Consider the following 25,068-nt stretch of genomic DNA (forward strand, 5'->3'; position numbering starts at 1 on the left):
CCGTCATGTCGGACCTGCTGGGATTCGTGCTGAGCGGTCTCGTGTCCGGTGCCCTCTACGCCCTCCTCGCCACCGGCCTCGTCCTCTCCTACTCCGCGTCGGGCCTGTTCAACTTCGCCCACGGCGCGACCGCCTACCTCTGCGCCCTCACCTACCACGAACTGCACTCCGGACTCGGCTGGTCCGCCGTGCCGACGGCGCTGCTGCTCGTCCTGGTGGCGGCCCCCGCGCTCGGCTGGGGCCTGGACCGGCTGATGTTCCGCAAACTGGCGCGGGCGGGCGAGACCGCGCAGATCGTCGCGACCATCGGACTGCTCGTCGCGCTGCCCGCGCTCGGCCTGTGGGCGGTGGAGCTCCTGGCGGACGCGGGCGCCCCGGTCAAGCCCGCCGAGAACCAGTTCGGACTGCCGGGCGTGGGCCCGAGCCCCGCCACCAGCTGGCAGCTCATGGACGGCGTCGGCATCGACTCCGACCAGCTGATCACCTGGGTGGCCACGGCGGTGGTCGCGGTCGGCCTGTGGATCCTGCTGCGCCACACCACGCTGGGGCTGCGGCTGCGCGCCGCCGTCGACAACCGCTCACTCGTCGAACTGCGCGGCATGAACGCGGACCGGCTCTCCTCGGTGGCGTGGATGCTGTCGTCCGGCCTCGCGGGCCTCGCGGGCGTGCTCGCGACGCCCCTGCTGGGTCTCTCCTCGCACGATTTCACCCTGTTCCTCTTCGTCTCCGCGACGGCCGCCGTGCTCGGCCGCTTCCTCTCCGTACCGCTGGCGTTCGCCGGCGGGCTCGGGCTCGGGGTGCTGCAGAACCTCGTCGCGGGGTACGCCGACTTCGCCGAGAAGATCACCGGCTTCCGTACCGCCGTACCCTTCCTGATCCTCTTCGCCGGGCTGCTCCTGCTCACCCGGCGGCAGCGGACCGCGGGCACGGCGGCGGTCGACGCACCGCCCGTGGACTATCTCGCGGGCAGATCATGGGCGCGCAGATGGGGTCCGTGGGCGGTGGCCGCCGTGCTCCTCGCCCTCGCCTTCTACACCGTGACGACACCCTTCTGGAGCGGCCTCCTCGCCCAAGGGCTCGCGATCTCACTGGTGTTCGTCTCCTTCACCGTGGTGACCGGTCTCGGCGCGATGGTCTCGCTGGCGCAGGCCACCTTCGTCACGGGCGCCGCGCTCGTCGCGGGCCTGCTGATGAGCCACGGCTGGCCGTTCGCCGCGGCGGCGCTGGTGGGCACGTGCGCGGCCGCGGTGCTCGGCGCGCTGGTGGCGCTGCCCGCGCTGCGGCTCGGCGGCCGCTCCCTGGCCCTCGCCACGCTGGCGCTCGCCTTCCTCGCCGACCAGGTCCTCTTCCAGCTGGGGTGGCTGCGCAACGGCGACACGGGGTGGGAGATCCCCCGCCCGGTGTTCGGCCCCGTCGACCTCTCGGACGACCGCGCCATGGGCGTCGCGATGATCGTCCTGGTCTCGGCGGCAGTCGCCGCGCTCGGCGCGTTGCGCGACAGCCCGACGGGCCGGGCGATGCTGGCGGTACGGTCGGCTCCCGCGGCGGCGATGGCCTCGGGCATCTCCGTCGTCCGCACGAAGCTGCTCCTGTTCACGCTCTCGGCGGGGCTCGCGGGGTTCGGCGGCGTGATGTACGCGTCCTTCAACACGCGGATCACGGCAACGGACTTCACCGCCATGACCGGGCTGATCTGGCTGGCCGTGGTGGTCGCGGCGGGGGTGCGCAGGGCGCAGTTCGCGGTGGTGGCGGGGCTGGTCTTCGCGATCGTCCCGCACCTGGTCGCGGAGTACGTCACGGACTCCGCGCACCTGCCGGTGGTCCTCTTCGGCCTGGCGGGCCTCGCACTGGCCAATGACCCGGACGGGTATTGCGCGGCGGTGTCGGTACGGGGGTATCGGCGGCGGGTACGGAGGGGTGGGGGTGGGCCTCAGCGCGGGTCGGACGTCCCGAACCCTGAACCGTTGCAGGGGAGTTCGAGTCGCGCCTCGGTGCGAGGGAGTGCGAGCCACGTCTCGGTACGGCAGGACCCCGGCCCCGTCCCCGTCCCCGTACCGCAGAGCCCAAACGGAGAGCACGCCCCCGCCCTGGCCCTGCACGACCTCCACGCCGGGTACGACGGCGCGCCCGTCCTCCATGGGGTCGACCTCACCGTCCGCCCCGGCGAGATCGTCGCCCTGCTCGGGCCCAACGGGGCCGGCAAGTCGACCACCTGCCTGGCCGCGGCCGGGCTCGTCCCGCTCACCGCGGGCCGGGTCCGCGTCGCCGGACGCGACGCCACCGGCGAGCGCGCCGCCCACCGCGCCCGCGCCGGTGTCGTCCTCGCCCCGGAGGGCTGCGGCATCTTCCCCGCGCTCACCGTCGAGGAGAACCTCGCCCTGTACCTGCGGGAACGGGACGCGCGGGACGCCGTGTACGAGCGGTTCGCCGGGCTCGCCGCCCGGCGCCGGGTCGCGGCGGGCTCCCTGTCCGGCGGCGAACAGCAACTGCTCGCCCTCGCACCGCTGTTGCAGCGCCCGCCGAAGGTCCTGATCGCCGACGAGCCCTCGCTCGGACTCGCGCCCCGCGTGGTCGAGGACGTGTTCCGGCTCCTGGTCGAACTGCGGGACGCGGGCGCCGGGTTGCTGCTCGTCGAGGAGAAGGCGGCCGAGATCCTCGGCGTCGCGGACACGGTGGCGTATCTCGCGCAGGGGCGCATCTCCTGGTGCGGCCCGCGCTCCGAGGTACGGGCGGACCGGCTCACCGAAGCCTATCTGGGCATGGCCGCGGACGGCGTGCCGGGGACGGCGAAGGACGTGACACGGCCATAGGAGCCGGCGTCGAGAAGGACGAGGAGGACGGGGGTGAAGGGCATGAACGACGGCGGCCACGCCCTGCTGGTCGAGGAGGTCGACGTCCATTTCGGTGGGATCCGGGCCCTCGACGGGGTGGGCCTCGCCGTCCGTCCCGGCGAGATCTGCGGCCTCATCGGGCCCAACGGCGCGGGCAAGACCACGCTCTTCGACGTGGTGTCCGGCATCCGCAGGCCGGACCGCGGCCGGGTCCTGGTGGACGGGCGTGACGTCACGCGCCGCTCCCCCGCGTGGCGCGCCCGGCACGGGATGCGCCGCACCTTTCAGCGACAGCAGCTCTTCGGACAGCTCACGGTCGCCGACCACTGCGTCGTCGCGCAGGAGTGGCGCGGCGGTGGCGGCGGGTTCGCCGCCGACCTGCTGGCCGCGCCGACCCGGCGCACCCACGAGGCCCGGCGGCGCGAACGGGCCGCGGAGGTCCTGCGCGCCTGCGGCATCGACGCGCTCGCCGGACAGTACGCGGGCGCGCTCCCGGTCGGGCAGGCCCGCATGGTGGAACTCGCGCGCGCGGTCGCGGACCCGCCCGGGGTGCTGCTCCTGGACGAGCCCGCTTCCGGGATGACGGCCGACGAACGACGCCGGCTGTCGGACGTCGTCCGCCGACTCGCGGCCGAGGAGGGCTGCGCGGTCCTGCTCGTCGAGCACAACGTCGCCTTCGTGATGGAGCTCTGCGCCCGCGTCGTCGTCCTCGACCTGGGCCGGGTCATCGCGCGGGGCACGGCGGCCGAGGTGCGCGCGGACCCGCGGGTGCGGGACGCCTACCTGGGCACGTCGCTACGGGACGACGGGACCCTCAACCCCCGTACTGAGCAACGATCTTGGTGAACTCGTACGGCGACTGCGCGACGCCGCTGCAGGAGTCGCCCGCGCTGCCGCCGGAACCGCAGTCGCGGTCGCGGTTGACGGCCCAGAAGGCGTACCGCGCGATGTGGTGCTGCTGCGCGTACCCGAGGATCTTCTTGAAGTCGCCGGTGGTCACCGTCTCGCCCGCCTCATCGGTCTTGCCGTTCATGGAGGAGATCCCGATGTGCTTGTACGCGTCGGCGTCTCCGTAGCCGTAGGCGCTCTTGACCGCGGCCTTGAGGCCCTCCATGGCACTGACTGAGGCGTCGCCCATGGTGCCGCTGTGCCCGCCGAAGTCGAAGGGCATGATCACCCAGGCGTCGTTGGCGAGCCCGGCGGCGGCACCGAGCTTGATGAGGTCCTTGCCGGTGGCGTCGGGGCCCTGCGGGGTGGTGCCCATGGTGACGTAGGTGACGATGCCGGGGTTCTTCGACTTGACGATCTTCAGTGCGTCCACGACGCGGCGGCGCACCGTGGCGTTGCTGAACTCGGTGTTCTCGATGTCGATGTCGAAGGCCTTCAACTTGTAGGCGTCGATGACCTTTTGGTAGGCGCCGGCGAGCGCGGAGGCGCTGCCGCACTTCTCGCCGAGCTTGGCGCCGCTCCAGCCGCCGACGGAGACGACGATGTCGCCGCCCGCACCGCGTATGGACTTGATGGCCGCCTCGTCGGAGCCCCCCTTGAGCGGGCGGTTGCCGTCCCAGGCCGGGTTGCAGCCGCCGTCGGAGAGGATGAAGGCGAGCGTGAACCACTTGACGCCTGTCGCGGCCATCACGTCGGTGGGCTTCTGCGGGTTGCCCCAGCCGAGGTACTCGTACGGGGCGGCGTGGAGGGTGCTGGAGGCCTTGGCGGCCGGAGCGGACGCGGCGTCGGATGCGAGCGACGGGGAGGCCTGCGCGGCCGGCTCCGCGGCCAGGGTCAGCGCGGCGGCACCGGCCAGGCCGAGGGCGGCGAGCGCGGCGGTGGTCCTGCGGGGGGTGCGGTGGGAGGTGGGGTGGGGGGTGTGAGGTGGCACGACGGTGGATCCTCTCTGCGATGCGGATCTGCGGCGCGGGCGTGCGGTACGGGAGTGCGAGGCGGCAATGTCAGGAACCTTTCCTGACAGTTCGTGAGCGCAGGGGTCGCCAGGCGCGTCAGGCGTTCACATGGATGTCCCGCGTTCATCGACGTGCAATAGAGTCGCGGCATGACGGGACACCGTCAATGGTCCGGACCGATCCGCGGGAAAACCGCGTCCGCATCCTGCATCCGTCACCTCGGCCAGGAATGCGGCACGGCCCCTGATCGTTGACCATGGGAAGACCAACCGACGACTTAAGGATCGAAAGCTCGTGAGCAAGGTTCCCCCGATCATCCTGAACAACGGCGTCGAGATGCCTCAGCTCGGCTTCGGCGTGTGGCAGGTTCCGGACGACGAGGCCGAGAAGGCCGTCGCGCTGGCCCTGGAGGCCGGGTACCGCAGCATCGACACCGCGGCCATCTACGGCAACGAGGAAGGCACCGGCCGGGCGATCGCCTCGTCCGGCGTGGCCCGTGAGGACCTGTTCGTCACGACGAAGCTCTGGAACAGCGAGCACGGCCACGACGCGACGCTGCGCGCCTTCGACGCGTCGCTGGAGAAGCTGGGCCTCGATTACGTGGACCTGTACCTGATCCACTGGCCGGTGCCGTCGAACGACAAGTACGTGGACACGTACAAGGCGTTCGAGAAGATCCTTGCCGACGGCCGCGCCAAGTCCATCGGCGTCTCGAACTTCCTCCCCGACCAGCTGCGGCGGCTCATCTCCGAGACGTCGGTCGTCCCCGCCGTCAACCAGATCGAGCTCCACCCGCACCTGCAGCAGCGCGCCTCGCGCGAGCTCCACGCCGAGCAGGGCGTCGCCACCGAGGCGTGGTCGCCGCTCGGCTCGGGCAAGGGCCTCCTGGAGGTCCCGGCGATCATCGCCATCGCGCAGAAGCACGGGCGCACGCCCGCGCAGGTCGTCCTGCGCTGGCACATCCAGCTGGGCAACGTCGTGATCCCCAAGTCCGTGACGCCGTCGCGGATCAAGGAGAACATCGACGTGTTCGACTTCGAGCTGGACCCCGAGGACATGGCGGCGATCTCCGCCCTGAACGAGGACCGCCGCATCGGCCCGGACCCGGCGACGTTCGACGTCGTCTGAGCCGCGACACCGGGCCCACGCCGCCCGTAACGCACCAACCGGACACACGTCAACCAGCCTGTCCCCGCAGGCCGGTTGACGTGTGTCTCTGGTGGGCGCCCCTCAGGCGTCCTTGACCGCCACATGCACCGTCTGTGCCGTCAGCACGAACAGGTCGGCCCGGCGGTGCAGGCTCTGTGGGTCCTGCTCGTCCAGGAGGCAGTCGAGGGTGGTGAGGTCATCCGGGGCCAGGCGGTCCGCGTGCATCTCGCGGCGGCGGGTGAACTCCTGCACCACGTGGGCGCGGGCGTCCTCGGAGAGCGGGGCCGGCAGGTCGAGCAGGAAGCTGCGGGTCGCCGTGTACCGCAGGCCCGCACCGGCGAGGAGGGCCGGCCAGTCCTCCGGGGTGTCCTTCGAACCGTCGAGGCTCGTCCGCATCCCCGTGAACCACTCCTCGTCCGCCGCCTCCAGCCGGCTGAGGAGCCCCGGGCGGCCGATGCCGATGTCGCGGGGCAGGTAGCGGGAGCCGAGGCCGCCCTCCAGGAGAGCCATCGTGCCGCCCGGCGCGAGCCGGCCCGCGAGCGCCGCCAGCGCGCCGGCCTGGTCGCCCACGTGGTGCAGGGACTTGCACAGCCACAGCAGGTCGGCCGCCGGCACGCCGTCGATGTCGTCCGGGAGTGCGGCGCGCGCCGTGCCGAACCGGTCGGCCAGGCCCTCGCGCTCCGCACGCTCGCGGGCCTGCTCCAGGAGGGCGTCCTCCGGGTCCGCCGCGACGATCCGGGCCTTCGGGAACGCCTCGGCCAGCAGGAAGGACACGGCCCCGGGACCGGAGCCGACGTCGGCGACCACGCCCGGCGCGGGGGCCCACCGCTTCAGCCAGTCGGCCACCTGGCCGTACAGGGGCGCGGCGACGCGGGCGTAGCGCTCCAGCATGGCGCCCATGGCTGCCCAGTCCATGTCGCCGCCATGCCCGTGGCCGTGACCGTGACCGTGACCGTGGCCGTGGCCCGCACCGTGACCATGCCCCGCCCCGTGTCCCTGTCCCTGACCGTTTCCGTGGTCATGCCCCATCGTCTTCTGCCGCCTTCCGGTTCCCGAGCCGCGCTGTGTGCTGCCGACGGAGCCAGCCTGCTCCCCGTACCGGTTTCGGACCACCACAGTTGCCGGTTCCGCAAAAAGCTCCGTCAGCGTGGCTTGCGGTACGCGCGCACGCCGAAACGGGGGTCGGGGCGCGGGACGTCCTGGTCGGGCAGGTCGGCCAGCGCGGTCGTGAGCCGCGCGGCCAGCGGCCCGTCGGCCGGGATCTGGGTGAACCAGCCGCGTCGCACGTCCTCGATGGTGGAGCGGGGCGAGCGGCCCTGGCCGTGGCCGCGGAAGCCCGCCCGGCCCACGGGCGTCAGACCGTGCTCGGCGGCGTGCGCGTCGACGGCCTCGGCGCCGTCGACGGCCACCGTCACCGGGCGCGGCGCCAGCACGGCGTCGATGTCGCTGCCCACGTCGTGCGCGGCGGCCTTGTCCACGGTGGTGACGTAGACGCCACCGGGCCGCAGCACCCGCGCGCACTCCGCGACGACCGCCGACGTCTCCTCGGACCCGGACAGCAGATGCAGCAGCCACACGGTGCTCACGGCGTCGAACGACGCGTCGGCGAAGGGCAGTTGACGGCTGTCGCCGAGGACCACGTCGCCCGGCAGCCGTCCCGCCGCCATCCGCGCCATGGGGTACGCGGCGTCGACGCCGGTCACCCGCAGCCCCCGCCGTGCGGCGAGGCGGCGGGTGACCAGGCCGGTGCCGCAGGCGACGTCGAGGAGCGTGCCGGCCCCGTCGGGCAGCAGGCCGAGCACCGCGTCCGCGGCGGCGGCAGCGCGGGGCTCACCGCCGCGCGAGGCGTCGTACCGGTCGGCTTCCTTGCTGTAGTCCAGCATCGGCCCTTGCTCCCCTTGCTCGGCTTGCGTCGCTTGCCCGGCTGATCCGTCGTCGGTGCGGGGCGGTCGCCGGTGCGCGACAACCGCCGGTACGGGCCGTCCGCCGAGGAACGCCTCACCCGTCCCCGGCGAGGTAGCCCCCCAGTACGGGTGCGAACAGCTCGACCAGCGTCTCCGTGGAGGCCGAGGCGAGCGGCTCAACCCGCACGATATATCGCACCATGATCAAGCCGATCAGCTGGGAGCCGACCATCGTGGCGCGTACCGGCGCATCGGGGCCCGGGATGGACCGCGCGAGCGTGCCGAGCACCTCCGTGGTGATGAACCTCCGCAACTGGAGTGCGGCGTCCTCGTGGGAGACCGCGGACCGGATCACCGCCAGCATGGGATCGCGCCGCTCCACCGTCTCCCACTGCTGGAGGAAGCTGCGCAGGATCCGTTCGCCGAGGCCGTCCGGTGTGCCCGCGAGTACCGCGGGCTTGATCTCGGCCGGTTGCAGGGCCCGGCTCATCGCGGCCGAGAAGACGCCCTCCTTCGTACCGAAGAAGTGGTGGACCAACGAGGCGTCCACGCCGGCCTCACGGGCTATCGACCGGATCGTGGTGCCTTCGTAGCCGCGTTCGGCGAACTTGACCTGGGCCGCCCGCAGGATCTGCCCGCGGGCGCTGCCCGCGCCGGGCCGTCTGCCCCGGCGGGTCGGCGGACCGGCGCTCACGGCAGCGGCTCCCTCAGCAGTACGAGCAAGTAGTCGCCGAGCGCCCCGGGGACCAGCGGCGCCGGCGGATCGAGCAACTCGGCTCCCGCGCAGGACAACAGGGCGAGGCCAAGGAGGTGACTGACCGTCATGGCGACCCGTGGTTCCCGGTGTCGTGGCTGCGCCGGCCCCAACAACTCGTCGACAAGGCCGGTGAGGAACGAGCGGAGCAGCGCCCCGGAGCGCTCGTGGGTGAGTGCCGCGGCGACCAGCGCCCGGCCGACAGGAGGATCGGCGGTCCAACTGCGCAGGAGGGCCTGGGCGATACGGGGGCCGGCCGGCATGCCGGGTTCCCCCACGTCGGGCGGGCCGGACACGGCCGTGCCGCAGGGAAGCCTGACGGCCTCGGCGCAGAGCCGGTCCTTTCCGGCGAAGTAGTGGCTCACCAGGCGGGTGTCCACCTGGGCCCGGCGGGCGACGCCGCGCAGTGTCATTCCGTCGTAGCCGTGCCGGGCGAGTTCCTGGCGGGCCGCGTCCACGATGCGTTCCTTCGTGGGGGCTCTGGGCGTGCGGTCGGACACTTCGACCTCCACTGCATTGAATTCAACTTCCGTTTATTTTCGCAGACTAGAGGAAAGCGCGGCGGCCGTGCAGGGCGGATTTCGGCAATAAACCCGGCTGCCCCAGACGTATCGGGCGCCTGTCCCCATGGGTGGGCGATCGTCCCGGGTGCCTTCGGCCATTTGTCACGTGCCGGCCGTGATCCGCGCCCATCGAAACCACGCGCGGTACTGCCATAGATTCATGTGCGGCACCGACCCGATCCGGCAATCACCCGACGGAAAGGAAGCACATGAGGCGCGTTCACAGGACTGCCGTAAAGGCGGAGATCGTACGGGAGCCGGGAGCGAAGGAAACCACCCACCGCAAACTCATCGACACACCCGACGGCGCGGACCGGTTCGTCCTCACGGAATTCGAGGTGGCGCCGAACGGTTCCACGCCGCCGCACTTCCACGAGTGGGAGCACGAGATCTACGTCATCGAGGGCACCATGGGGCTCGTCATGCCCGACCAGGGCAGGACCGAGCAGGTGGGCCCGGGTGACGCCATCTTCATCCCCAGGAACGAGCCCCACGGATTCGTCACGGGACCCGACCAGACGTGCCGGTTCCTGGTGGTGGCGCCCTGTGAACGGCCGCCGGTGCGCAACGTCTTCCTCTCCGAGGACCCGTACGAGTACACGCAGCTCCCCGCGTACACGAGTCTCCTGGAGGGCAAGTGAGCACGACGAACGCCACCGGGCAGGACTCCTCCCGGGTCCACTCGATCCTGACCGCCTACCTCCAGTCCAAGGCGGTGTTCAGCGCCCTCGAACTGGGCGTCTTCGAAGCCCTCGAGAAGAGTCCGCGGGCCATCGAGGAGCTGGCGGCGGAGCTGGGGCTCCAGCGTCGGCCCACCCGCGCCCTGCTGGTCGCGCTCACCGGCCTCGACCTGGTGTCGCGCGAGGACGGCCGCTACCGCAACACCCCGGAGGCCTCCCGCTTCCTGGTCGCGGGCCGGCCCGAGTACATGGGCGGCTTCGCCGAGCACCAGAACAAGCACTTCGGCCACTTCGACCGCCTCGGGGACGCGGTGCGCGAGAACGCCTCGCTCAACCAGCGTGTCCTCAAGGAGGGTTACCGCGACCAGGGCGCGGCGGCCGGCGAAGGACGCGAGGGCACCGGCCGGCTGATCCAGGCCATGCGGGTGAGTTCCCGGCTCCAGGCCGACAAGCTCGCCTCCACGGTGCCCCTCGACGGGGTACAAAACATCATCGACCTGGGCTGCGGCTCGGGCGACTACTCCATCGCGCTGGCCAAGCACCACCCGCGGCTGCGGGTCACCTCCCTCGACTACCCCGCGGTGTGCGAGCTGACCAAGGCCAATGTGGCCGAGGCGGGCGTCGCGGACCAGGTGGAGGTACGGCCCTCGGACATCATGAGCGACCCGTGGCCCGCGAGTGACGCCGTCCTGCTCTCGCACGTGCTCGACGGGTACGGGCCCGAGCGCGCCTCGCATCTGATCAAGCGGATCCACGAGCACCTGCCGGAGGGCGGGCGGCTGTTGGTGCACGCGCACATGCCGTCGCTGGCCACCGGACTCTTCCCGTACATGTTCGGCCTGATCCTTCTCGTCAACACCGAGGAGGGCGAGGTGCGCGACAGCGAGGACATCCTCGGCTGGGTGCGGGACGCGGGCTTCCGGTCCGTCCGGACCAGCAACGTCTCGCTCCTCTCCGGGCTGGTCGTCGCCACCAAGTAGGGAGCTTCCGGTGCCGAAGAACATCCCCTCGTACGACCTGTCCACGGTCCTGGAAGGCCCCGATCCGGCCCCGCTGCTCGCCCTCAACTTCGGGTTCGCACGCGCCAGGGTGCTCTCCGCCGCCCTGGAGCTCGGCGTCTTCACCGAACTGGCCCGCGCCCCCCGCACCTCCGCCGCGCTCGCCGGGGCGCTGCGCTGCGACGGTGAGGCGGTGCGCAGGCTGCTGGACGCGCTCACGGAACTGGGCCTGGTCCGCGGTGACGACGCGTCCGGCCGGGAGGTCACCGAGCTCTCCCGGGCCCATCTCGTCGAGGGCGGCCCGGGGTTCCTCGGGGACCACTTCGCCGAGGTGCTGGCGCAGTGGGACAGCTGGGGCGGCCTCACCGATCTGGTACGGAGCGGTCGGCGCGGCGGCGACCTGGGCGACCCCGGGGCCCGCGGCCTCCATCGCGGGATGTTCGGCGGCGCCTTCGCACTGGCGGCACGCGCCGCCACGGCCGTGGTCGAGGCGCTGCGGCCGGCCCCGGTCGGCCGGGTCCTCGACCTCACCGCGGGCGGCGGGGAGTGGGGCATCGCCCTGGCCGTGTCGGACCCGACGGCACGGGTGACGGCCCACGACGATCTGTCGCTCCTGGCGGGGGCGCGGGCACGGGTGGCGGAGCTGGGTCTCCTCGACCGCTTCGACTTCGTGCCGGCCGACTTCGACCGGCCGCCGTTTCCCGACGGCTCGTTCGACACCGTGGTGATGGCTCAAGCGGGGCGGTTCGCGGGGCCCGCGGCCGCCGGGCGGCTCATCCAGGAGTGCGCCCGGGTGCTGCGCCCGGGCGGAACCCTGCTCATCGCCGACGTCATGCGGCCGGCGCCCGGGGAGCCGACGCTCTCCCGGTCGATGCTCGATCTCAGCCTGCTGGTGAACACCACGGAAGGCGGTCTACCGGAACCGGATGAATATCTCGCGCGGATGGAGAAATCAGGCGTGACGGCGAAAGAGTCCGTGACTCGGGGTCTTGTGACGGCACTGACAGGTGAAAGGCGGTAGTTCATGCGAGAAGTGGTCGTCACCGGGCTCGGCGTCATCAGCCCGGCTGGAATTGGAAAAGAAGCCCTCTGGGAAACCGTTTCGGCAGGAAAGAGCGTCACCAAATCCCTGTCGGACATCACGAGTTCCGATCTGTTCGGGGATTTCGACTTCGTGTCCGACGCGGTGGCCGAAGTCCCCGGATTCGAGGACCAGGTGCCGGCGCTGCCGACCGAGGTGCAACGGCTCGACCGGTATGTGCAGTTCGCGGTCGCCGCGGCGCTCCAGGCGATGGGGGACGCCGGGCTCGAAGCCGGTGACTACGCCGCCGAGCGGACCGGCATCTCGCTGTCCACCGCCATCTGCGGCACCCCCAAGATGGAGCAGGAGTTCCTCGCGGTCACGGACCGGGGCCGGGGGCCCATCGACCCCGCCAAGGCCGGCCGCGACCTGTATCTCGCGTCCATGTCGAACACCCCGGGGGTGATCCTCTCCGCGCTGCTCGGCACCCAGGGGCCGTGTGTGACGCTGTCCACCGGGTGCATCGGCGGGATCGACGCCGTCGGCCACGCGGTGGAGGCGATCCAGTACGGCGAGGCGGACGTGATGATCGCCGGAGCCAGCGAGGCGCCCATCACCCCGGTGACGGTGGCCTCCTTCGAGATCATCAACTGCCTCTCGCGCGCCTACGGGGACCGGCCGGAGGCGGCCTCGCGCCCCTACGACGCGGGGCGCGACGGTTTCGTGCTCGGCGAGGGCTGCGGTGTCGTCATCCTCGAGGAGCGCGAACACGCGCTGCGCCGCGGCGCCACCCCCTACATGGAGATCAACGCCTTCTCGCACACCTCCAACGCCGTGCACATGACCGACCTGCTCTCCGACGGCGCCGACCTGACCCGTGCCATGACCCAGGCCGTCGAGCGGTCCGGGCTCGCCCCCGCCGACATCGACCACGTCAGCTCGCACGGCAGCTCCACCCCGCAGAACGACACCTGTGAGACCAGTGCGCTCAAGCTCGCCCTCGGCGACCGGGCCCGGGAGGTCCCGGTGAACTCGGCGAAGTCCATGCTGGGCCACGCGCTCGCCGCGGCCAGTGCCATGGAGATCGTGCTCTGCGCGCTGGCCTGCGAGCGTTCCTTCGTCCACCCCACGGCCAACTACGAGACGCCCGACCCCAGTTGTGACCTCGACTACGTGCCGGGAACCGGCCGGCCCTGGAACGGCGAAGTGATCCTCAAGGACGCCAGCGGGTTCGCCGGGCTGCACGCCGCGATGGTCGCCCGCGCCGTACGGGAAGGAGCAGCGCGATGAGCGTCGTCATCACCGGGATCGGCGCGGTGACCCCCGCGGGCACGGGCATGGAACCCCTGTGGCACAGCGCCCGTGACGGGGTCGCGCGGCTCACGACGATCGACCGCTTCGACGCCTCGGAGTACGCGTGCCCGGTCGCGGGCCAGGCGGACTTCGACGCACGCGCCGAACTGCCGTCCCGGTTCGTCAAGCGCACCGACCGCTTCACCCACCTCGCCGTGCACGCGGTGCGCCAGGCACTGGCCGGGGCCGGAGTGCGCGTCGGCGAGGACGTGGCGCCCGAACGCACCGGCGTGATGGTCGGAAACGTGCTGGGCGGCTGGGAGTTCGCGGAGCGCGAGCTGCGCAAACTGTGGACCGACGGCCCCCGCGCGGTCAGCCCCTACCAGGCCACGGCCTGGTTCCCGGCGGCCCCGCAGGGCAACATCTGCATCGACCAGGGCATCAAGGGCCCGGCCCGCACCTTCGTCGCGGACCGGGCGAGCGGGGCGTACGCCCTGATCGGCGGGGCCGAGGCGCTGCTGCGCGGCAGGGCGGACGTGGTGCTCGCGGGCGGGGTCGAGGCGCCGCTGTCGCCGTACGGCTGGCTGTGCCTGGAGACCAGCGGGCTCAACGCCAAACCCCGGGCCTCGCTCGCCCCGCACGAGCTGTACCGGCCCTTCGACGCCGGGCACACCGGCAGCGTGTTCGCCGAAGGCTCCGTCTTCCTGGTGCTTGAACGCCGGGAGCACGCCGAGCGGCGCGGCGCCGTCATCCACGGGGAGCTGGCCGGCTGGGGGGTGAGCAGCGACGGCTACATGCCGTACTACACGGTCGAGCCGACCGGGCAGGTGCTCGGCCGCGCCATGCGCGCCGCCACCGAGCGCGCCGGCATCACCGGCGAGCAGCTCGGCGCGGTCCTCGGACATGGTTCGGCCATTCCCTTCGAGGACGTCACCGAGGCGTACGCGCTGCGCGAGGCGTTCGGTGACGCCGCGGACCAACTGCCGTTCACCGTGCCCAAGTCGGGCTTCGGCCACCTGCTCGGCGCGGCCGCCCCCGCCGACGCGGCGCTCGCGCTGTACGGCATGCGCGACGGCCTGGTGCCGCCCACCGTCAACCTGGACAGGCCCGCGCCGGGGGTCGACCTCGACCTCGTACGGGACACGGCGCGGACGGTACGGGACTGGGAGCACACCCTGGTGGTCTCCCGCGGTCTGGGAGGGGTCAACGCGTGTCTGCTGCTGCGGCGTTGACCGCGCTCGGGGGTGTGGGAAGCGCGCTGGCGGTGGGGATCGACGTGGTCGACGCCGAGCGGCTCGGCGCGATGGTGGCACGCCGCGGGCAGCCGCTGCGGGACCGGCTGTTCACCCCCGTCGAGCAGGCGCTGTGCGCGGGTGCGTCGCCGCGCTACCGGACGTACTGCATGGCGGGGCGGCTCGCGGCCAAGGAGGCGGTGCGCAAGGCCCTCGGCGCGCACGGCGGCGGCATCGGCTGGCTGGAGGTGGAGATCGGCCGGGCCGCGTCGGGTGAGCCGCTCACCGGGCTGTCCGGGCGGGCGCAGGAGGCCTTCCGCCGCGCCGGGTTCAGCGGGTTTCGGCTGAGCATCGCGCACGAGGCCGGGGTGGCCGTGGCGATAGCGCTGGCGCTGGGAGCACCCGGGGCCGGGGTCAACACGTACGAGACGTAAGGGGAGTTCATGGACATGCACCAGGAAGTGGTCTCCGTCATGGAGGGCATCGGGTTCCAGAAGGAGGAGCTGGCGCCGGACAAGCGGCTGGCGAAGGACCTCGGCATCGACTCGACCGAGCTGGTGGAGATCGTGGTCGCGCTGGAGGAGCACTTCCACATCTCCATCGACGCGGACGCCGAGGAGGGTTTCACGACCGTGGCCGATCTGGTCGGCCGCGTCGACCGGCTGCTGTCCGCCGGCGCGCACCCGAGGAAGGACTGACGCCATGCCCAGGATCGAGAACAGCATCGTCATCGAGGCGGCTCCCGAGCTGGTCTTCGCCATCACCAACGACATCGAGCGCTGGTCGGAGATATTCAACGAGTACAGCCACGCCAAGGTCATCTCGCAGGAGAACGAGGGCCGTTGGACCGAGATCGTCTTCGAGCTCACCAACGCGGAGGGGGCGACGTGGCGCTCCTGGCGGCTGCTCGACCACCGCGAGCTGACCGCCGTCGCCGAGCGCCGCGACCCGCTCTACCCCTTCCGCTACATGCACTTGAAGTGGACCTGCGCACCGGTCCCCGGCGGAACCTCGATGACCTGGATCCAGGACTTCGAGCTCGACGAGAAGTTCGACGTGCCGCTGGCGGCCGTGCTGGAGCGGATGCAGCTGCACACCAGGGGGAACCAGGCCGGCATCAAGCAGAAGATCGAATCCGGCGACGTCCCGGCCACCTGACGGACCCGCTCCGCCGACGTCGCGTGCAGGCAGCCGCCCCCCACGTCCGTGCCGGGTGGCCGCCTGCCCGCTCTCCGCCGCCGCCCCGGCGTGACATGTCACCCGGAGTCCTGCCTCGTACCGTTCTCGCGCCCTCAGGAGGCTCCAGGTGCGCATCGCCGTCACCGGAACCATCGCAACGGACCATCTGATGTACTTCCCGGGCCGCTTCGCCGACCAGCTCCTGCCCGACCGGCTGCACGCCCTGTCCCTGTCCTTCCTCGTCGACCGGCTCGAGATGCGGCGCGGCGGCGGGGCGGCCAACATCGCCTACGGCATGGGCCGGCTGGGGCTTACCCCCACGCTGGTGGCGGCGGTGGGCACGGACTGTGCCGACCACCAGATCTGGTTGAAGCAGCACGGGGTCGACATCGACTCGGTCCTGGTCGTGCCGGGCGAGCCCACCGCCCGCTTCGTGTGCACGACCGACGTGGACCAGCACCGGATCGGCGCCTTCTACCCCGGTGCGATGCGGGCGGCCTGCACCATCTCCCTGCAGGGCGTCGCGGAGCGGGTCGGCGGGATCGACCTGGTGGTGATCTCGCCCGACGACCCCGCGGCGATGCTGCGGCACACCGAGGAGTGCCGGACCTGGGGCCTGCCCTTCGCCGCCGACCCGTCCCGGCGGACCGCCGGCATGAACCGTCAGGACGTCCAGTTCCTGCTCGACGGCGCCCGGTATCTGTTCACCAACGAGTACGAGGCCGCGGTTCTCCAGGAGAGCACGGGCTGGAGCGCGCTGCGCATCCTCGAACGGGTCGGCGTGCGGTTCATCACGCTCGGGGCTGCGGGGGTGCTCGTCGAGCGGGCGGGCCAGGAGCCGTTCGTCGTTCCCGCGGTCCCCGACGTGTCGGTCGCCGATCCGACCGGCGCGGGGGACGCGTTGCGGGCCGGGCTGCTCTGCGCGCTCGCCCGCGGCGCCTCGCTGCGGACCGCCGCCCAACTCGGTTGCGCCCTCGCCTCGTTGGCCCTGGAGTCGGTCGGGACACAGGAATACGCACCGACGGTACGGGCCCTCGCCGGCCGCATCCGCGGTTCCTACGGCGAGGAGGCGCTGGCCGCGGCGGCGCCCGTCCTCGCGGGGTCGTCCCTCGCGGGGCCGTCACTGACGGGGTCGTCACTCGCGGGGACGTCATGAGTGCCGGACGCCTGGCGCGCCCCGCGCCCGTACTGATTCCGCTGGTCACCGCGGGGCTGGTGCCGACGCTGCTCGGCCTGCTGCTGCCCGGGCCGGGGCTGCCGGTGCCGGGGTTGCCGCGGCTGGTCGGCGGTGGCGTTCTGGTGCTGCTCGGCGGCTGGATGACCGCGGACTCCGTGGACCGGGTCTATCTGCGTCAGCGCACCCCGCTGGGCGACCGGCCGCCCGAACACCTGGTCCGCGCGGGCTGGTACCGGGTCGTCAGGAACCCGATGGCGGCCGGGATGACGCTGCTCCTGATCGGCCTCGCGCTGTGGTGGTCCGCGTCGTCCGTCCTGTGCTGGGCCGCCGTCGTCCTCACCGTCTCCTGCGTTGCCGTGCTGCGCGTCGAGGAGCCGAGTCTGCTCGACACCTTCGGTGCGCAGTACGCCGCGTACCGGCGCGAGGTGGCCGGGTGGATCCCGTACGCCCCGAGACCGCGGTCCGCGAAAGCTGTGCCGCACGCCACCGATGCCCGGCCGAACAAGGACTAGCCATGTATGTCGATCTGAGCATTCCCATCAGTCGCCGGGCGCCCGGCGTGGAGTTCGAGCAGTGGCTGCACCGGGACGGGATACGCCATCTCACCCGGCGGATCAGGGCGTTGCCCGGCGACAGCCGACGCGAGCGCCGCGTCAACTACTGGCGGTGGCTGACCGGCGGACGCCGCTTGAGGGAAGCGGACGTGCCCGGGGGCTGCTTCCTGTCGAACGAGTTCTACCGGATGTCCGTGCACCAGGGCACCCACGTGGACGCGCCCTTCCACTACGGACCCGAGTGCGAGGGCCGGCCCGCGAAGAAGGTCGTGGAGCTGCCGCTGGAGTGGTTCAGCGGGCCGGGGGTCGTCCTCGACGTGCGCGGATGCGGCGGGAGCGTCGGCGAGGGCGACGTCAAGGAGGCGCTGCGCACGGCCGGTCGCGCGGTGGGCCCCGGCACGGTGGTGCTGTTCCGTACCGACTCGGATCTGCGCCTCGGCACCGCCGCCTACTACACGGAGTCGACCGCGATCTCCCCGCGCGCCGTCGACCATCTGCTGGACCTCGGCGTGAAGGTGCTCGGCACGGACTGCTGGAGCTTCGACGGGCCCGCCCGCCCCATGGTGGAGAAGTTCTTCCGCACCCGCGACCCGCACGCGCTGTGGCCCGCCCATATGCACGGCAGGAAACGCGAGTTCATCCAGATCGAAGGGCTGGCCCGGCTGCGCGAGCTGCCACCGGAACCCTTCACCTTCATGGCCTTCCCGATCGCCCTGGCCGACGCCGGTGCCGCCTGGTGCCGTGCGGTGGCCAGGACGGAGACGGCGTAAGGGATGACCCTGACCCCGCACACCACGCATCTGCTGCCGCTCTCGGCGGCCACTGCGGACGCACTCGCGGACCGCGCCCGGGCCGTCGTGCGGTCACTGTCGGCGCCCGGCGCCACCTCTCCCGACGCCCTGTGCACCACCGCCGCCGCGGCCCGGCACGACACACACCGGCTCGCGGTGACCGGACGGGACGCCGACGAGCTGACGGCGGGCCTGCGGGCGTACCTCGACGGCACCACGGCGCGCGGGGTGTCGGCCGGAGCGGCGCGCGCGGCCGGACCGCGCGTCGCGTTCCTGTTCAGTGGTCAGGGCGCGCAGTTCCTCGGCATGGGGCACGGGCTCTACCGCACGGCGCCGACGTTCCGGTCCGTCGTCGACCGCTGCGCCGAGGCGGCCCGGCCCTTCCTCAGCCACCCCCTGCAGGAACTGCTCGATCCCGCGTCGGGACGCGGCGACGCCGTGCACCGACTGGTGGCCGCCGCGCTCGGCACGTTCAGCGTGAGCCTCGCGCTCACCGCCCTGTGGCGCACCTGGGGCATCGAACCCACCGCCGTGCTCGGGTTCAGCTCGGGCGAGTACACCGCGGCGTGCTGTGCCGGGGTCCTCTCCCCCGAGGCGGCCATGCGGCTGCTCGGCACCGAGGCCTCGCTGGCGGCGCGGGTGACGGACGGCGCGATGGCGATGGTCACCCTCGACGAGGCCGCGGCACGCGAACTGCTCGCGGACGGCACGGAAGCGGTGGACGTCGCCGCGGTCGTCTCGGAGCACGAGGTGTCGCTCTCCGGCGACGTCGAGGCGCTGACCCGGCTGACGGACCGTCTGGCGGCGGACGGCGTACGGGTGAGTTGGCTGCCCGTACCGCAGGGCCTGCACTCCCCGCTCCAGGAGCCGGCGCTCGACGCGTTGGCCGAGGCCGCCACGGCGGTCACCTTCGCGGCGCCGCGGATTCCACTGGTCTCGACGGTGACCGGCACCCTGGTGGAGGCCGCCGCGGTGAGCGATCCGGGGCACTGGCGCCGCCATATGCGCGGCCCGGTCCGCTTCCTTGACGCGATCAGGACCCTGGACGGCCTGGGCTCCGACACGTATGTCGAAGCGGGTCCGGGACGGGCACTCGTCGGTCTCGGTGCCCGCTGCCTGCCGGGCGGTGGACGGCAGTGGCTGGCTTCCCTCGGGCGCAGCACCGACGGCCGCGGCCCGATGCTCGACAGCCTCGGCAGGCTCTACACCGCGGGGGCGCCGGTGCGCTGGTTCGGCGGTGTCCATCCCGAGTGCTCCGGCGGCCGATAGCCGTCGTTACAATGGCTTGAATGGCTCAGGAGAATACGACCCGACCGTCGCCGGGGCGCCCGCGCAGCGCGGAAGTGTCCCGGGAAATCGTCGCGGCCGCGCTGAAATTGCTGCGCGAGCGGGGCCCTCAGGGCGTCACGGTCGAGGCCGTGGCCCTTTATTCGGGCTCCGCGAAGACCACGATCTACCGCAGACACAAGAACCGCTATGAATTGCTGCGGGCGTCCCTCGCGTTCGTCGAAGGCATGCCGGAGCCGCCGTCCGACCTGCCGTCCCGGGAACGGGTTGCCGAGTTGCTGAGGCAATTCAGGTACGGCCTGGAGGAGGTCGTGGGCCTGCGCGCGCTGGCCGCTCTCCTGCACGGCGACGAGGACCCGGAATTCACCCGTGCATTCCGTGAAGGTGTGCTTCAGCCACGGCTCGACATTCTGCTCGGCGCGCTGCAGGCAGGTGTGCGCGACGGCGAGCTGCGCCCGGACGCCGACTACCAGACGGTGGTCACCATGATGGCCGGTTCGTTCATCGCCCGGTCCGCGGTCCAGGGCTCCGTGCCCGCCGACTGGGCCGACAGCGTGCTCGACACGATCTGGCCCGCTCTGCGGGCCTGACGGCGGGCCGTTCAGTCACGGCCGACCCGTTCCGGACGCAGTCCGACCCCGATGAAGTGGGCGGTCCAGCGGCCGAGGAAGGGGAACCTCCGCACGAGGCGTGCGGCGAACGGCCGCTCGACCGTGGAGTGCCGGTCCTTGGGGTAGAGGTCGGCGAGCATGTGGACCTGTGCCAGTTGCATGGCGCGGACGGGGAGCGCGCGCCGGCGCTGGACGCGGGAGAGTTCCTTCCGGGTGGGCCGCCGGCCGGCGCGCAGGACAGGACCCAGCATCCGGGCCGCGGCCACCCCGTCCTGCACCGCGAGGTTGATCCCGACTCCGCCCGCGGGCGACATCGCGTGCGCCGCGTCCCCGATGCACAGCAGCCCCCGGCGGTACCAGGTGCGGAGCCGGTCGACGCGGACGCTCAGCAGCTTCACCTCGTCCCAGTCGTCGATCTCCGCCCGCAGCCGGCCGGCGAACTGCGCGTATATGGCGGTCACATCGGCGTGCAGCCGGCCGAGGCCCTCGCGCCGGACGGTTTCGTACTGGCCCTGCGGGATGACGTACGCGATCTGCCAGTAGTCGCCGCGGTCGATGGTGATCAGCACGAAGCCCGATCCCGTGTGCAGGAAACTCATGGTCTCGTCCGGTTCCCTGCTCAACCGGAACCAGAGCACGTCCATGGGCGCCGCCCCGGAGACCACGGGGAGGCCGACGGCCCGTCGCATGGACGAGTGCCGTCCGTCGGCGGCGATGACGAGGTTCGTCCGGAACTCCAGGGGCCCGTCGGGGGTTTCGGCGCGGACGCCGCGCACCTCGTCGCCCTCGCGGATCACGTCGACGGCCTCCGCCTTCTGGATCAGCCGGAAGCCGGGCAGCTCCGCGGCCTTGCGGGCCAGGAAGTCGAGCACGTCCCACTGGGGCATGAACGCGATGTACGGGAAGCGGCCGCCGAGCTTGGAGAAGTCCGCGAAGTCGGTGGGCCCGGCCGGGGTCTCCACCGTGATGGTGGAGACCTTGCTGTGCGGAATCTGCAGGAACTCGTCGATCAGGCCGAGTTCCTCGAAGATCCGCAGGGTCGAGGGGTGCACGGTGTCCCCGCGGAAGTCCCGCAGGAAGTCGCCGTGCTTCTCCAGGACCACTACGTCCACCCCTTGGCGGGCGAGCAGGAAACCCGTCATCATTCCGGCGGGCCCGCCGCCGACGACGCATGCCTGGATCTGTTCGGTCTTCATTCGTCGGGCTCCTGGGTGTGGGTGGCCGGGGTGGTCGGTCCGGTGCCGTGCTCAGTGCCCCGCCGTCATCGCCATGCGCGCGCCGTCCGGGTCCGATGTGTCGATGTCCCGGCTCCTGATGAGAGGCAGCACGGCGACCGCCCCGATGAACGCGACGATCGCCGCGACGACCAGGATCGAGTTGAGTCCGTCGATGAAGCCGGCCTCGGCGGCGTGCGAGAACACGCCTCGCTGCTTGGGCGGGAGCCTGCCGATCACCTCGCCGACCTGGCCCGACGACACGGCGTGCGACAACTCGTCGGCCCGGCCGGAGAGCGGCGTACCGGACAGCTCCTCGCGTACTCCGTCGCGCACCCGGTCGGCGAAGACGGCGCCGAGGGACGCGATGCCCACGGCGATCCCCAGCGAGCGGCAGGTGTTGCTCAGGCCGGAGGCGATGCCTGCCCGTGACGGTTCGACCGCGCCCATCGCCGCGGCCACCACATTGGGGTTGACCAGGCCGACACCGAGACCGGTGACGAGCTGCCCGGCGAGCAGCGCCGTCCATGCGTCGCCCACGTCGAGGCCGCCCATCAGGAGCAGGCCGACGCCGATGCAGGCGAGGCCCGAGGAGACCAGCCAGCGCGCGGGCACTACGGTGCCGAGCCGCGCGGCGAGTGCGGAGGCGACGAAGATGGACAGGGTGAGCGGCAGCAGGCGCAGGCCCGCCGCGAGCGGTTCGAGGCCGAGCACCGTCTGCAGATAGAGCGTCAGATAGAGCAGCAGCGCGAAGGCGGTGGCGCTCATCGCGAGGACTCCGACGCTGGCGCCCGTGGTGGTGATCCGGGTGAAGACGCTGCCCGGCAGCATCGGGTCGCGCCGGGACCGCTCGACGAGGACGAACAGGCCGAGTCCGGCGGCGGCGACCACGAAGGCGCCCACCACCTGGAAGCTGCCCCAGCCCTCTTCGTTGGCCCGGAGCAGGGCGAACGAGAGCGAGCCGAGGGCGGTGCCGAGGGTGAGGAAGCCCGGCCAGTCGATGCGGCCCGCGGCCGGCGCCCTGGACTCGTCGACCCTGGTCACCGTGGCGATCAGGGCCAGCGCGCCGACCGGCAGGTTGACCAGGAAGATCCACCGCCAGCCAGCGCCCTCGACCAGGAGGCCACCGGCGAGCGGTCCTACGGCGAGGGCGGCCCCGCTGACCGCTCCCCAGACGGCGAGCGCCAGGTGCCGGTCCTTGCTCTCCGGGTAGGCGGCGGCGAGCAGGGCGAGCGAGGTGGCGAGCATGGCGGCGCCACCCACCCCCTGCAGCGCGCGCGCCAGGATGAGCAGCAGCGGATCACCGGCCACGCCGCACAGGAACGAGGCGACGCAGAACAGCACCATCCCCCACGAGAAGAGGGCGCGCCGCCCGAACTTGTCGGCGAGCGAACCCGCCGTGAGCAGGGCGGCCGACAGCGCGACCGCGTAGGCCGCGACCACCCACTGGAGATCGGTGAGCGTCGCGTCGAGGGCGCTCTCGATCTCGGGCAGCGCGATGTTCACGATGGTGACGTCGAGCAGCAGCATGAAACTGCCGACACACACCACGCCCAGTGTCCACCAGCGGCCGCGTGCCATGGTCCCCTCCCCTCAGCCGGGGTCCCCTCGCATCCGTCGGGCTCCCATTTAAATACGATACGAGGAGCGTAGCGTATCTAAGAACGACGCGGCAAGGCGTTCCGGAGGGGACGAAGGCGTGCGGGGAGAACTACGACTCGGCGGGCAGCTCGGCCGGCTGCCCCAGGAAACGCCTGGCGTACAGGACGGTCTGCACCCGGTTCGGGGTGCCGAGTTTGGCGTAGATGCGGCTGAGGTAGTTCCGGACGGTCTTCGGGCTGATGCCCAGGAACTTGGCGATGTGCCCGGTCTCCTGGTCATCCGCGACCAGGTACAGGATCTGCCGCTCGCGCTCCGTCAGCCGGGCGAGCGGAGAGCCGCCCGCGACCGGCCGCTCGGACACGAGCCCGAGGACGTGCGCCGCGGTCTCGGAGGAGAGGGCCACCCCCTCCCGGTGCACCGTGAGCAGGGCGGTGCGGAGCTCACTCGCACCGATGGTGCGCGACAGGTAGGCGTTGGCGCCGGCCTGGAAGGCCTCCCGCATATAGACGGGCTGCTGATTGGAGGTCAGGATGACGATCCGCGTGTGACTGAAGTCCCGGCGAATCGCACGGGTCGCCCCGACGCCCCCCATGCCCGGAACGCCGAGACCCATCAGAACGATGTGCGGGAAGTGCAGCCGCATCTGGCGCAGCGCCGACGGGCCGTCGCAAGCGAGCGAGACCACGGAGAACTCCGCGAATCCCTCCAGGAGCTTGCATAATCCCTCGATGACGATCTTTTCGTTGTCGACCAGCAGAACCTTTATCATCCGAGCAGCCCCCGTGATGTGGATTCCTTCATCGCTGAATTACCCGCCTGCGGAACAGAGTACCGCACACTTCAATCAACTCCATTGGAGCGTGGGGAATTTAGCCACCCGAGACGCGCGCTACAGCGGAATTCTCGATTCCTATTTCACCGGAATTTACCATTCCTATTCCCACGGAGATCTCGGGTTCGCGCGATGTCGAATACAAGTTCGTACGCCGCCGGGCGCTCCGTCGAGGGGCGATCAATTTCCCCTTCCGCACCTCTAGTAACTCATTCCCCATTACTCGGCGCCGTGACCGGGCGCCAACTCCTCGACCCTGCGCGCGAGTGCGAAGTCGAGGGCGGTGAGGGCGCCGCCCGCGCTGTGCGTGTGCACCGCCAGCCGGACGCTGTTGTAACCGAGCGTCAGGTCGGAGTGGTGACCGAGCTCCTCCTGCGTCTGGGCGATGTGGACGACCAGGCCGGTCGCGGCGAAGTGCGTGCCGAGCCGGTAGGAGCGGGTCAGCCTGCCGTCCGCCACGGTCCAGCCGGGCAGCTCGGCGAGGCGGTCCTCGGTCTCCTGCTGCGAAAGCGGTTCGGGGTTCATGCCGATTCACCTTGCCACACGGTGCGTTCGCTTACCGTCTACGTATGACGACCGCCGCGCGCGCCAAGGGGACCACCGGAGACAGGGCCAAGGGGACGGCCGCCGATCACGCGTCGGGCGTGGGGCCGCTGCTGCGCGGCTGGCGTGAGCGGCGCCGGGTGAGCCAGCTGGACCTGGCGCTGCGCGCCGACTCCTCCGCCCGGCACATCAGCTTCGTCGAGACGGGCCGGTCACGGCCGAGCGAGGAGTTCCTGCTGCGTCTTGCCGACCATCTGGACGTGCCGATGCGGGAGCGCAACTCCCTTCTGCTGGCCGCCGGTTACGCTCCCCGCTACCGGGAGACCTCGCTGGACGATCCGTCCATGGGCACCCTGCGCGAGGGTCTCGACCAGCTCCTTGCCGGGTACGAGCCCTATCCGGCGCTGGTGGTCGACGCGACGTACGGCGTCATCGCGGCGAACCGCGGCATCGCGATGATGCTCGACGGGCTCCCCGAGCATCTCCTGGCCCCGCCCCTGAACGCGATGCGCCTCACGCTCCACCCGGAGGGCCTCGCCCCCCGGATCCGCAACCTGCGCGAGTGGCGGGGCCACCTGCTGCACCAGATGGAGCGGCAGATCGCGCTGCGGCGCTCCGCCGCGCTGCGGGAGGTGTACGAGGAGGTGGCGGCGTACCCGGTGGCGGATCCCGGCGTGGACGCCTTCGAGGCGGGGACGGACGTGCCCTACTTCGCGCTGCCGCTGCGGATCGAGCACGACGGGCACGTGCTGTCGTTCATCTCGTCGATCTCGACCTTCAACACCCCGATGGACGTGACGGTGGCCGAGCTGGCCATCGAGACGCTGCTCCCGGCCGACCCGGCGACGGCCAAGTATCTGCGGACCCACCTGCCCTAGCGGTGGTCCCGCCGGGCCCGCAACCCGTACGGCGGCGGCCGGCGGGTGCCCCGCGCCTGTCGCGCCTAGGTTCG

The 25,068-nt window shown here is 71.8% G+C and carries 26 protein-coding genes; 17 read left to right on the plus strand and 9 right to left on the minus strand.

Annotated elements, in window-relative coordinates; all coding sequences use genetic code 11:
• The first annotated feature begins 5 nt into the window (after nucleotides 1-5).
• Both ACFYO9_RS09520 and ACFYO9_RS09525 read left to right on the plus strand, forming a co-directional pair.
• Entirely contained in the window at nucleotides 6-2,810 is a 2,805-nt protein-coding gene (locus tag ACFYO9_RS09520) for an ATP-binding cassette domain-containing protein (protein ID WP_358776648.1), read from the plus strand.
• A gap of 42 nt (nucleotides 2,811-2,852) precedes the next feature.
• A complete protein-coding gene (locus ACFYO9_RS09525; RefSeq protein ID WP_358776697.1) occupies nucleotides 2,853-3,677 on the plus strand; it encodes an ABC transporter ATP-binding protein in 825 nt (274 codons plus the stop codon).
• Here ACFYO9_RS09525 and ACFYO9_RS09530 read toward each other — a convergent pair.
• Nucleotides 3,646-4,710, minus strand: coding sequence for a chitinase (locus ACFYO9_RS09530; RefSeq protein WP_358776649.1), 1,065 nt, complete (start codon nucleotides 4,708-4,710; stop codon nucleotides 3,646-3,648). The two genes, ACFYO9_RS09525 and ACFYO9_RS09530, sit on opposite strands and share 32 nt — an antisense overlap.
• Nucleotides 4,711-5,068: 358 nt before the next feature.
• Between ACFYO9_RS09530 and ACFYO9_RS09535 the strand changes: the two genes are divergently transcribed.
• A complete protein-coding gene (locus ACFYO9_RS09535; protein WP_355817346.1) occupies nucleotides 5,069-5,860 on the plus strand; it encodes an aldo/keto reductase in 792 nt (263 codons plus the stop codon).
• A gap of 102 nt (nucleotides 5,861-5,962) precedes the next feature.
• On the opposite strand, the gene ACFYO9_RS09540 is transcribed toward ACFYO9_RS09535, so the two are convergent.
• The 4 genes from ACFYO9_RS09540 to ACFYO9_RS09555 all read right to left on the minus strand — a co-directional run bounded on the left by ACFYO9_RS09540 (nucleotide 5,963) and on the right by ACFYO9_RS09555 (nucleotide 9,039).
• A complete protein-coding gene (locus ACFYO9_RS09540) occupies nucleotides 5,963-6,910 on the minus strand; it encodes a class I SAM-dependent methyltransferase (RefSeq protein WP_358776650.1) in 948 nt (315 codons plus the stop codon).
• 113 nt (nucleotides 6,911-7,023) lie between these two features.
• Nucleotides 7,024-7,764 carry a class I SAM-dependent methyltransferase gene (locus ACFYO9_RS09545; RefSeq protein ID WP_358776651.1) on the minus strand — a complete coding sequence of 247 codons (741 nt, stop codon included), beginning with the start codon at nucleotides 7,762-7,764 and terminating at the stop codon, nucleotides 7,024-7,026.
• 115 nt (nucleotides 7,765-7,879) lie between these two features.
• Entirely contained in the window at nucleotides 7,880-8,479 is a 600-nt protein-coding gene (locus ACFYO9_RS09550; RefSeq protein WP_358776652.1) for a TetR family transcriptional regulator, read from the minus strand.
• Complete coding sequence (locus ACFYO9_RS09555; protein ID WP_358776653.1) at nucleotides 8,476-9,039, minus strand: TetR family transcriptional regulator; 564 nt, start codon at nucleotides 9,037-9,039, stop codon at nucleotides 8,476-8,478. The genes ACFYO9_RS09550 and ACFYO9_RS09555 overlap by 4 nt, the downstream gene beginning before the upstream one ends.
• 272 nt (nucleotides 9,040-9,311) lie before the next feature.
• Between ACFYO9_RS09555 and ACFYO9_RS09560 the strand changes: the two genes are divergently transcribed.
• The 13 genes from ACFYO9_RS09560 (at nucleotide 9,312) to ACFYO9_RS09620 (ending at nucleotide 19,904) form a co-directional block, all read left to right on the plus strand.
• Complete coding sequence (locus ACFYO9_RS09560; RefSeq protein ID WP_355817174.1) at nucleotides 9,312-9,743, plus strand: cupin domain-containing protein; 432 nt, start codon at nucleotides 9,312-9,314, stop codon at nucleotides 9,741-9,743.
• Nucleotides 9,740-10,762, plus strand: coding sequence for a methyltransferase (locus ACFYO9_RS09565; RefSeq protein WP_358776654.1), 1,023 nt, complete (start codon nucleotides 9,740-9,742; stop codon nucleotides 10,760-10,762). The genes ACFYO9_RS09560 and ACFYO9_RS09565 overlap by 4 nt, the downstream gene beginning before the upstream one ends.
• A 10-nt stretch (nucleotides 10,763-10,772) precedes the next feature.
• A complete protein-coding gene (locus ACFYO9_RS09570) occupies nucleotides 10,773-11,801 on the plus strand; it encodes a class I SAM-dependent methyltransferase (RefSeq protein WP_358776655.1) in 1,029 nt (342 codons plus the stop codon).
• A gap of 3 nt (nucleotides 11,802-11,804) precedes the next feature.
• Nucleotides 11,805-13,091 (plus strand): beta-ketoacyl-[acyl-carrier-protein] synthase family protein, encoded by a 1,287-nt coding sequence (locus ACFYO9_RS09575; protein ID WP_355817183.1) that lies wholly within the window; start codon nucleotides 11,805-11,807, stop codon nucleotides 13,089-13,091.
• Nucleotides 13,088-14,326: a beta-ketoacyl-[acyl-carrier-protein] synthase family protein gene (locus ACFYO9_RS09580; RefSeq protein ID WP_358776656.1), complete on the plus strand. Its 1,239-nt coding sequence runs from the start codon at nucleotides 13,088-13,090 to the stop codon at nucleotides 14,324-14,326. The genes ACFYO9_RS09575 and ACFYO9_RS09580 overlap by 4 nt, the downstream gene beginning before the upstream one ends.
• Nucleotides 14,305-14,760 carry a holo-ACP synthase gene (locus tag ACFYO9_RS09585; RefSeq protein WP_358776657.1) on the plus strand — a complete coding sequence of 152 codons (456 nt, stop codon included), beginning with the start codon at nucleotides 14,305-14,307 and terminating at the stop codon, nucleotides 14,758-14,760. Before ACFYO9_RS09580 ends, ACFYO9_RS09585 begins: the two co-directional genes overlap by 22 nt.
• A 9-nt stretch (nucleotides 14,761-14,769) precedes the next feature.
• Nucleotides 14,770-15,024: a phosphopantetheine-binding protein gene (locus ACFYO9_RS09590; RefSeq protein ID WP_358706851.1), complete on the plus strand. Its 255-nt coding sequence runs from the start codon at nucleotides 14,770-14,772 to the stop codon at nucleotides 15,022-15,024.
• A 4-nt stretch (nucleotides 15,025-15,028) separates the two neighbouring features.
• Nucleotides 15,029-15,484 carry an SRPBCC family protein gene (locus ACFYO9_RS09595; RefSeq protein ID WP_358776658.1) on the plus strand — a complete coding sequence of 152 codons (456 nt, stop codon included), beginning with the start codon at nucleotides 15,029-15,031 and terminating at the stop codon, nucleotides 15,482-15,484.
• Between the two features lie 148 nt (nucleotides 15,485-15,632).
• On the plus strand, nucleotides 15,633-16,661 hold the full coding sequence (locus ACFYO9_RS09600) for a carbohydrate kinase family protein (RefSeq protein WP_358776659.1): 1,029 nt from the start codon (nucleotides 15,633-15,635) through the stop codon (nucleotides 16,659-16,661).
• Complete coding sequence (locus ACFYO9_RS09605) at nucleotides 16,658-17,194, plus strand: PEMT/PEM2 methyltransferase family protein (RefSeq protein ID WP_358706845.1); 537 nt, start codon at nucleotides 16,658-16,660, stop codon at nucleotides 17,192-17,194. Before ACFYO9_RS09600 ends, ACFYO9_RS09605 begins: the two co-directional genes overlap by 4 nt.
• A 2-nt stretch (nucleotides 17,195-17,196) precedes the next feature.
• Nucleotides 17,197-18,006: a cyclase family protein gene (locus ACFYO9_RS09610; protein ID WP_358776660.1), complete on the plus strand. Its 810-nt coding sequence runs from the start codon at nucleotides 17,197-17,199 to the stop codon at nucleotides 18,004-18,006.
• 3 nt (nucleotides 18,007-18,009) lie between these two features.
• Complete coding sequence (locus ACFYO9_RS09615; protein WP_358776661.1) at nucleotides 18,010-19,296, plus strand: acyltransferase domain-containing protein; 1,287 nt, start codon at nucleotides 18,010-18,012, stop codon at nucleotides 19,294-19,296.
• A gap of 20 nt (nucleotides 19,297-19,316) precedes the next feature.
• Complete coding sequence (locus ACFYO9_RS09620) at nucleotides 19,317-19,904, plus strand: TetR/AcrR family transcriptional regulator (RefSeq protein ID WP_358706841.1); 588 nt, start codon at nucleotides 19,317-19,319, stop codon at nucleotides 19,902-19,904.
• A gap of 11 nt (nucleotides 19,905-19,915) precedes the next feature.
• Here the strand turns inward: ACFYO9_RS09620 and ACFYO9_RS09625 are convergent, their stop codons facing one another.
• The 4 genes from ACFYO9_RS09625 to ACFYO9_RS09640 form a co-directional block, all read right to left on the minus strand.
• The gene (locus tag ACFYO9_RS09625) at nucleotides 19,916-21,121 is read right to left on the minus strand and encodes an FAD-dependent oxidoreductase (RefSeq protein ID WP_358776662.1); all 1,206 of its coding nucleotides are present in this window, start codon (nucleotides 21,119-21,121) and stop codon (nucleotides 19,916-19,918) included.
• 51 nt (nucleotides 21,122-21,172) lie between these two features.
• Nucleotides 21,173-22,720, minus strand: coding sequence for an MFS transporter (locus ACFYO9_RS09630; RefSeq protein WP_358776663.1), 1,548 nt, complete (start codon nucleotides 22,718-22,720; stop codon nucleotides 21,173-21,175).
• Between the two features lie 130 nt (nucleotides 22,721-22,850).
• Nucleotides 22,851-23,510 carry a response regulator transcription factor gene (locus tag ACFYO9_RS09635; protein WP_355817213.1) on the minus strand — a complete coding sequence of 220 codons (660 nt, stop codon included), beginning with the start codon at nucleotides 23,508-23,510 and terminating at the stop codon, nucleotides 22,851-22,853.
• Between the two features lie 282 nt (nucleotides 23,511-23,792).
• The gene (locus ACFYO9_RS09640; RefSeq protein WP_358776664.1) at nucleotides 23,793-24,098 is read right to left on the minus strand and encodes a 4a-hydroxytetrahydrobiopterin dehydratase; all 306 of its coding nucleotides are present in this window, start codon (nucleotides 24,096-24,098) and stop codon (nucleotides 23,793-23,795) included.
• 44 nt (nucleotides 24,099-24,142) lie between these two features.
• On the opposite strand from ACFYO9_RS09640, the gene ACFYO9_RS09645 reads away from it, so the two are divergent.
• Entirely contained in the window at nucleotides 24,143-24,994 is an 852-nt protein-coding gene (locus tag ACFYO9_RS09645) for a helix-turn-helix transcriptional regulator (RefSeq protein WP_358776665.1), read from the plus strand.
• Nucleotides 24,995-25,068: the final 74 nt, after the last annotated feature.

It is taken from the genome of Streptomyces sp. NPDC005863, from assembly GCF_042871345.1.
GTDB lineage: Bacteria > Actinomycetota > Actinomycetes > Streptomycetales > Streptomycetaceae > Streptomyces.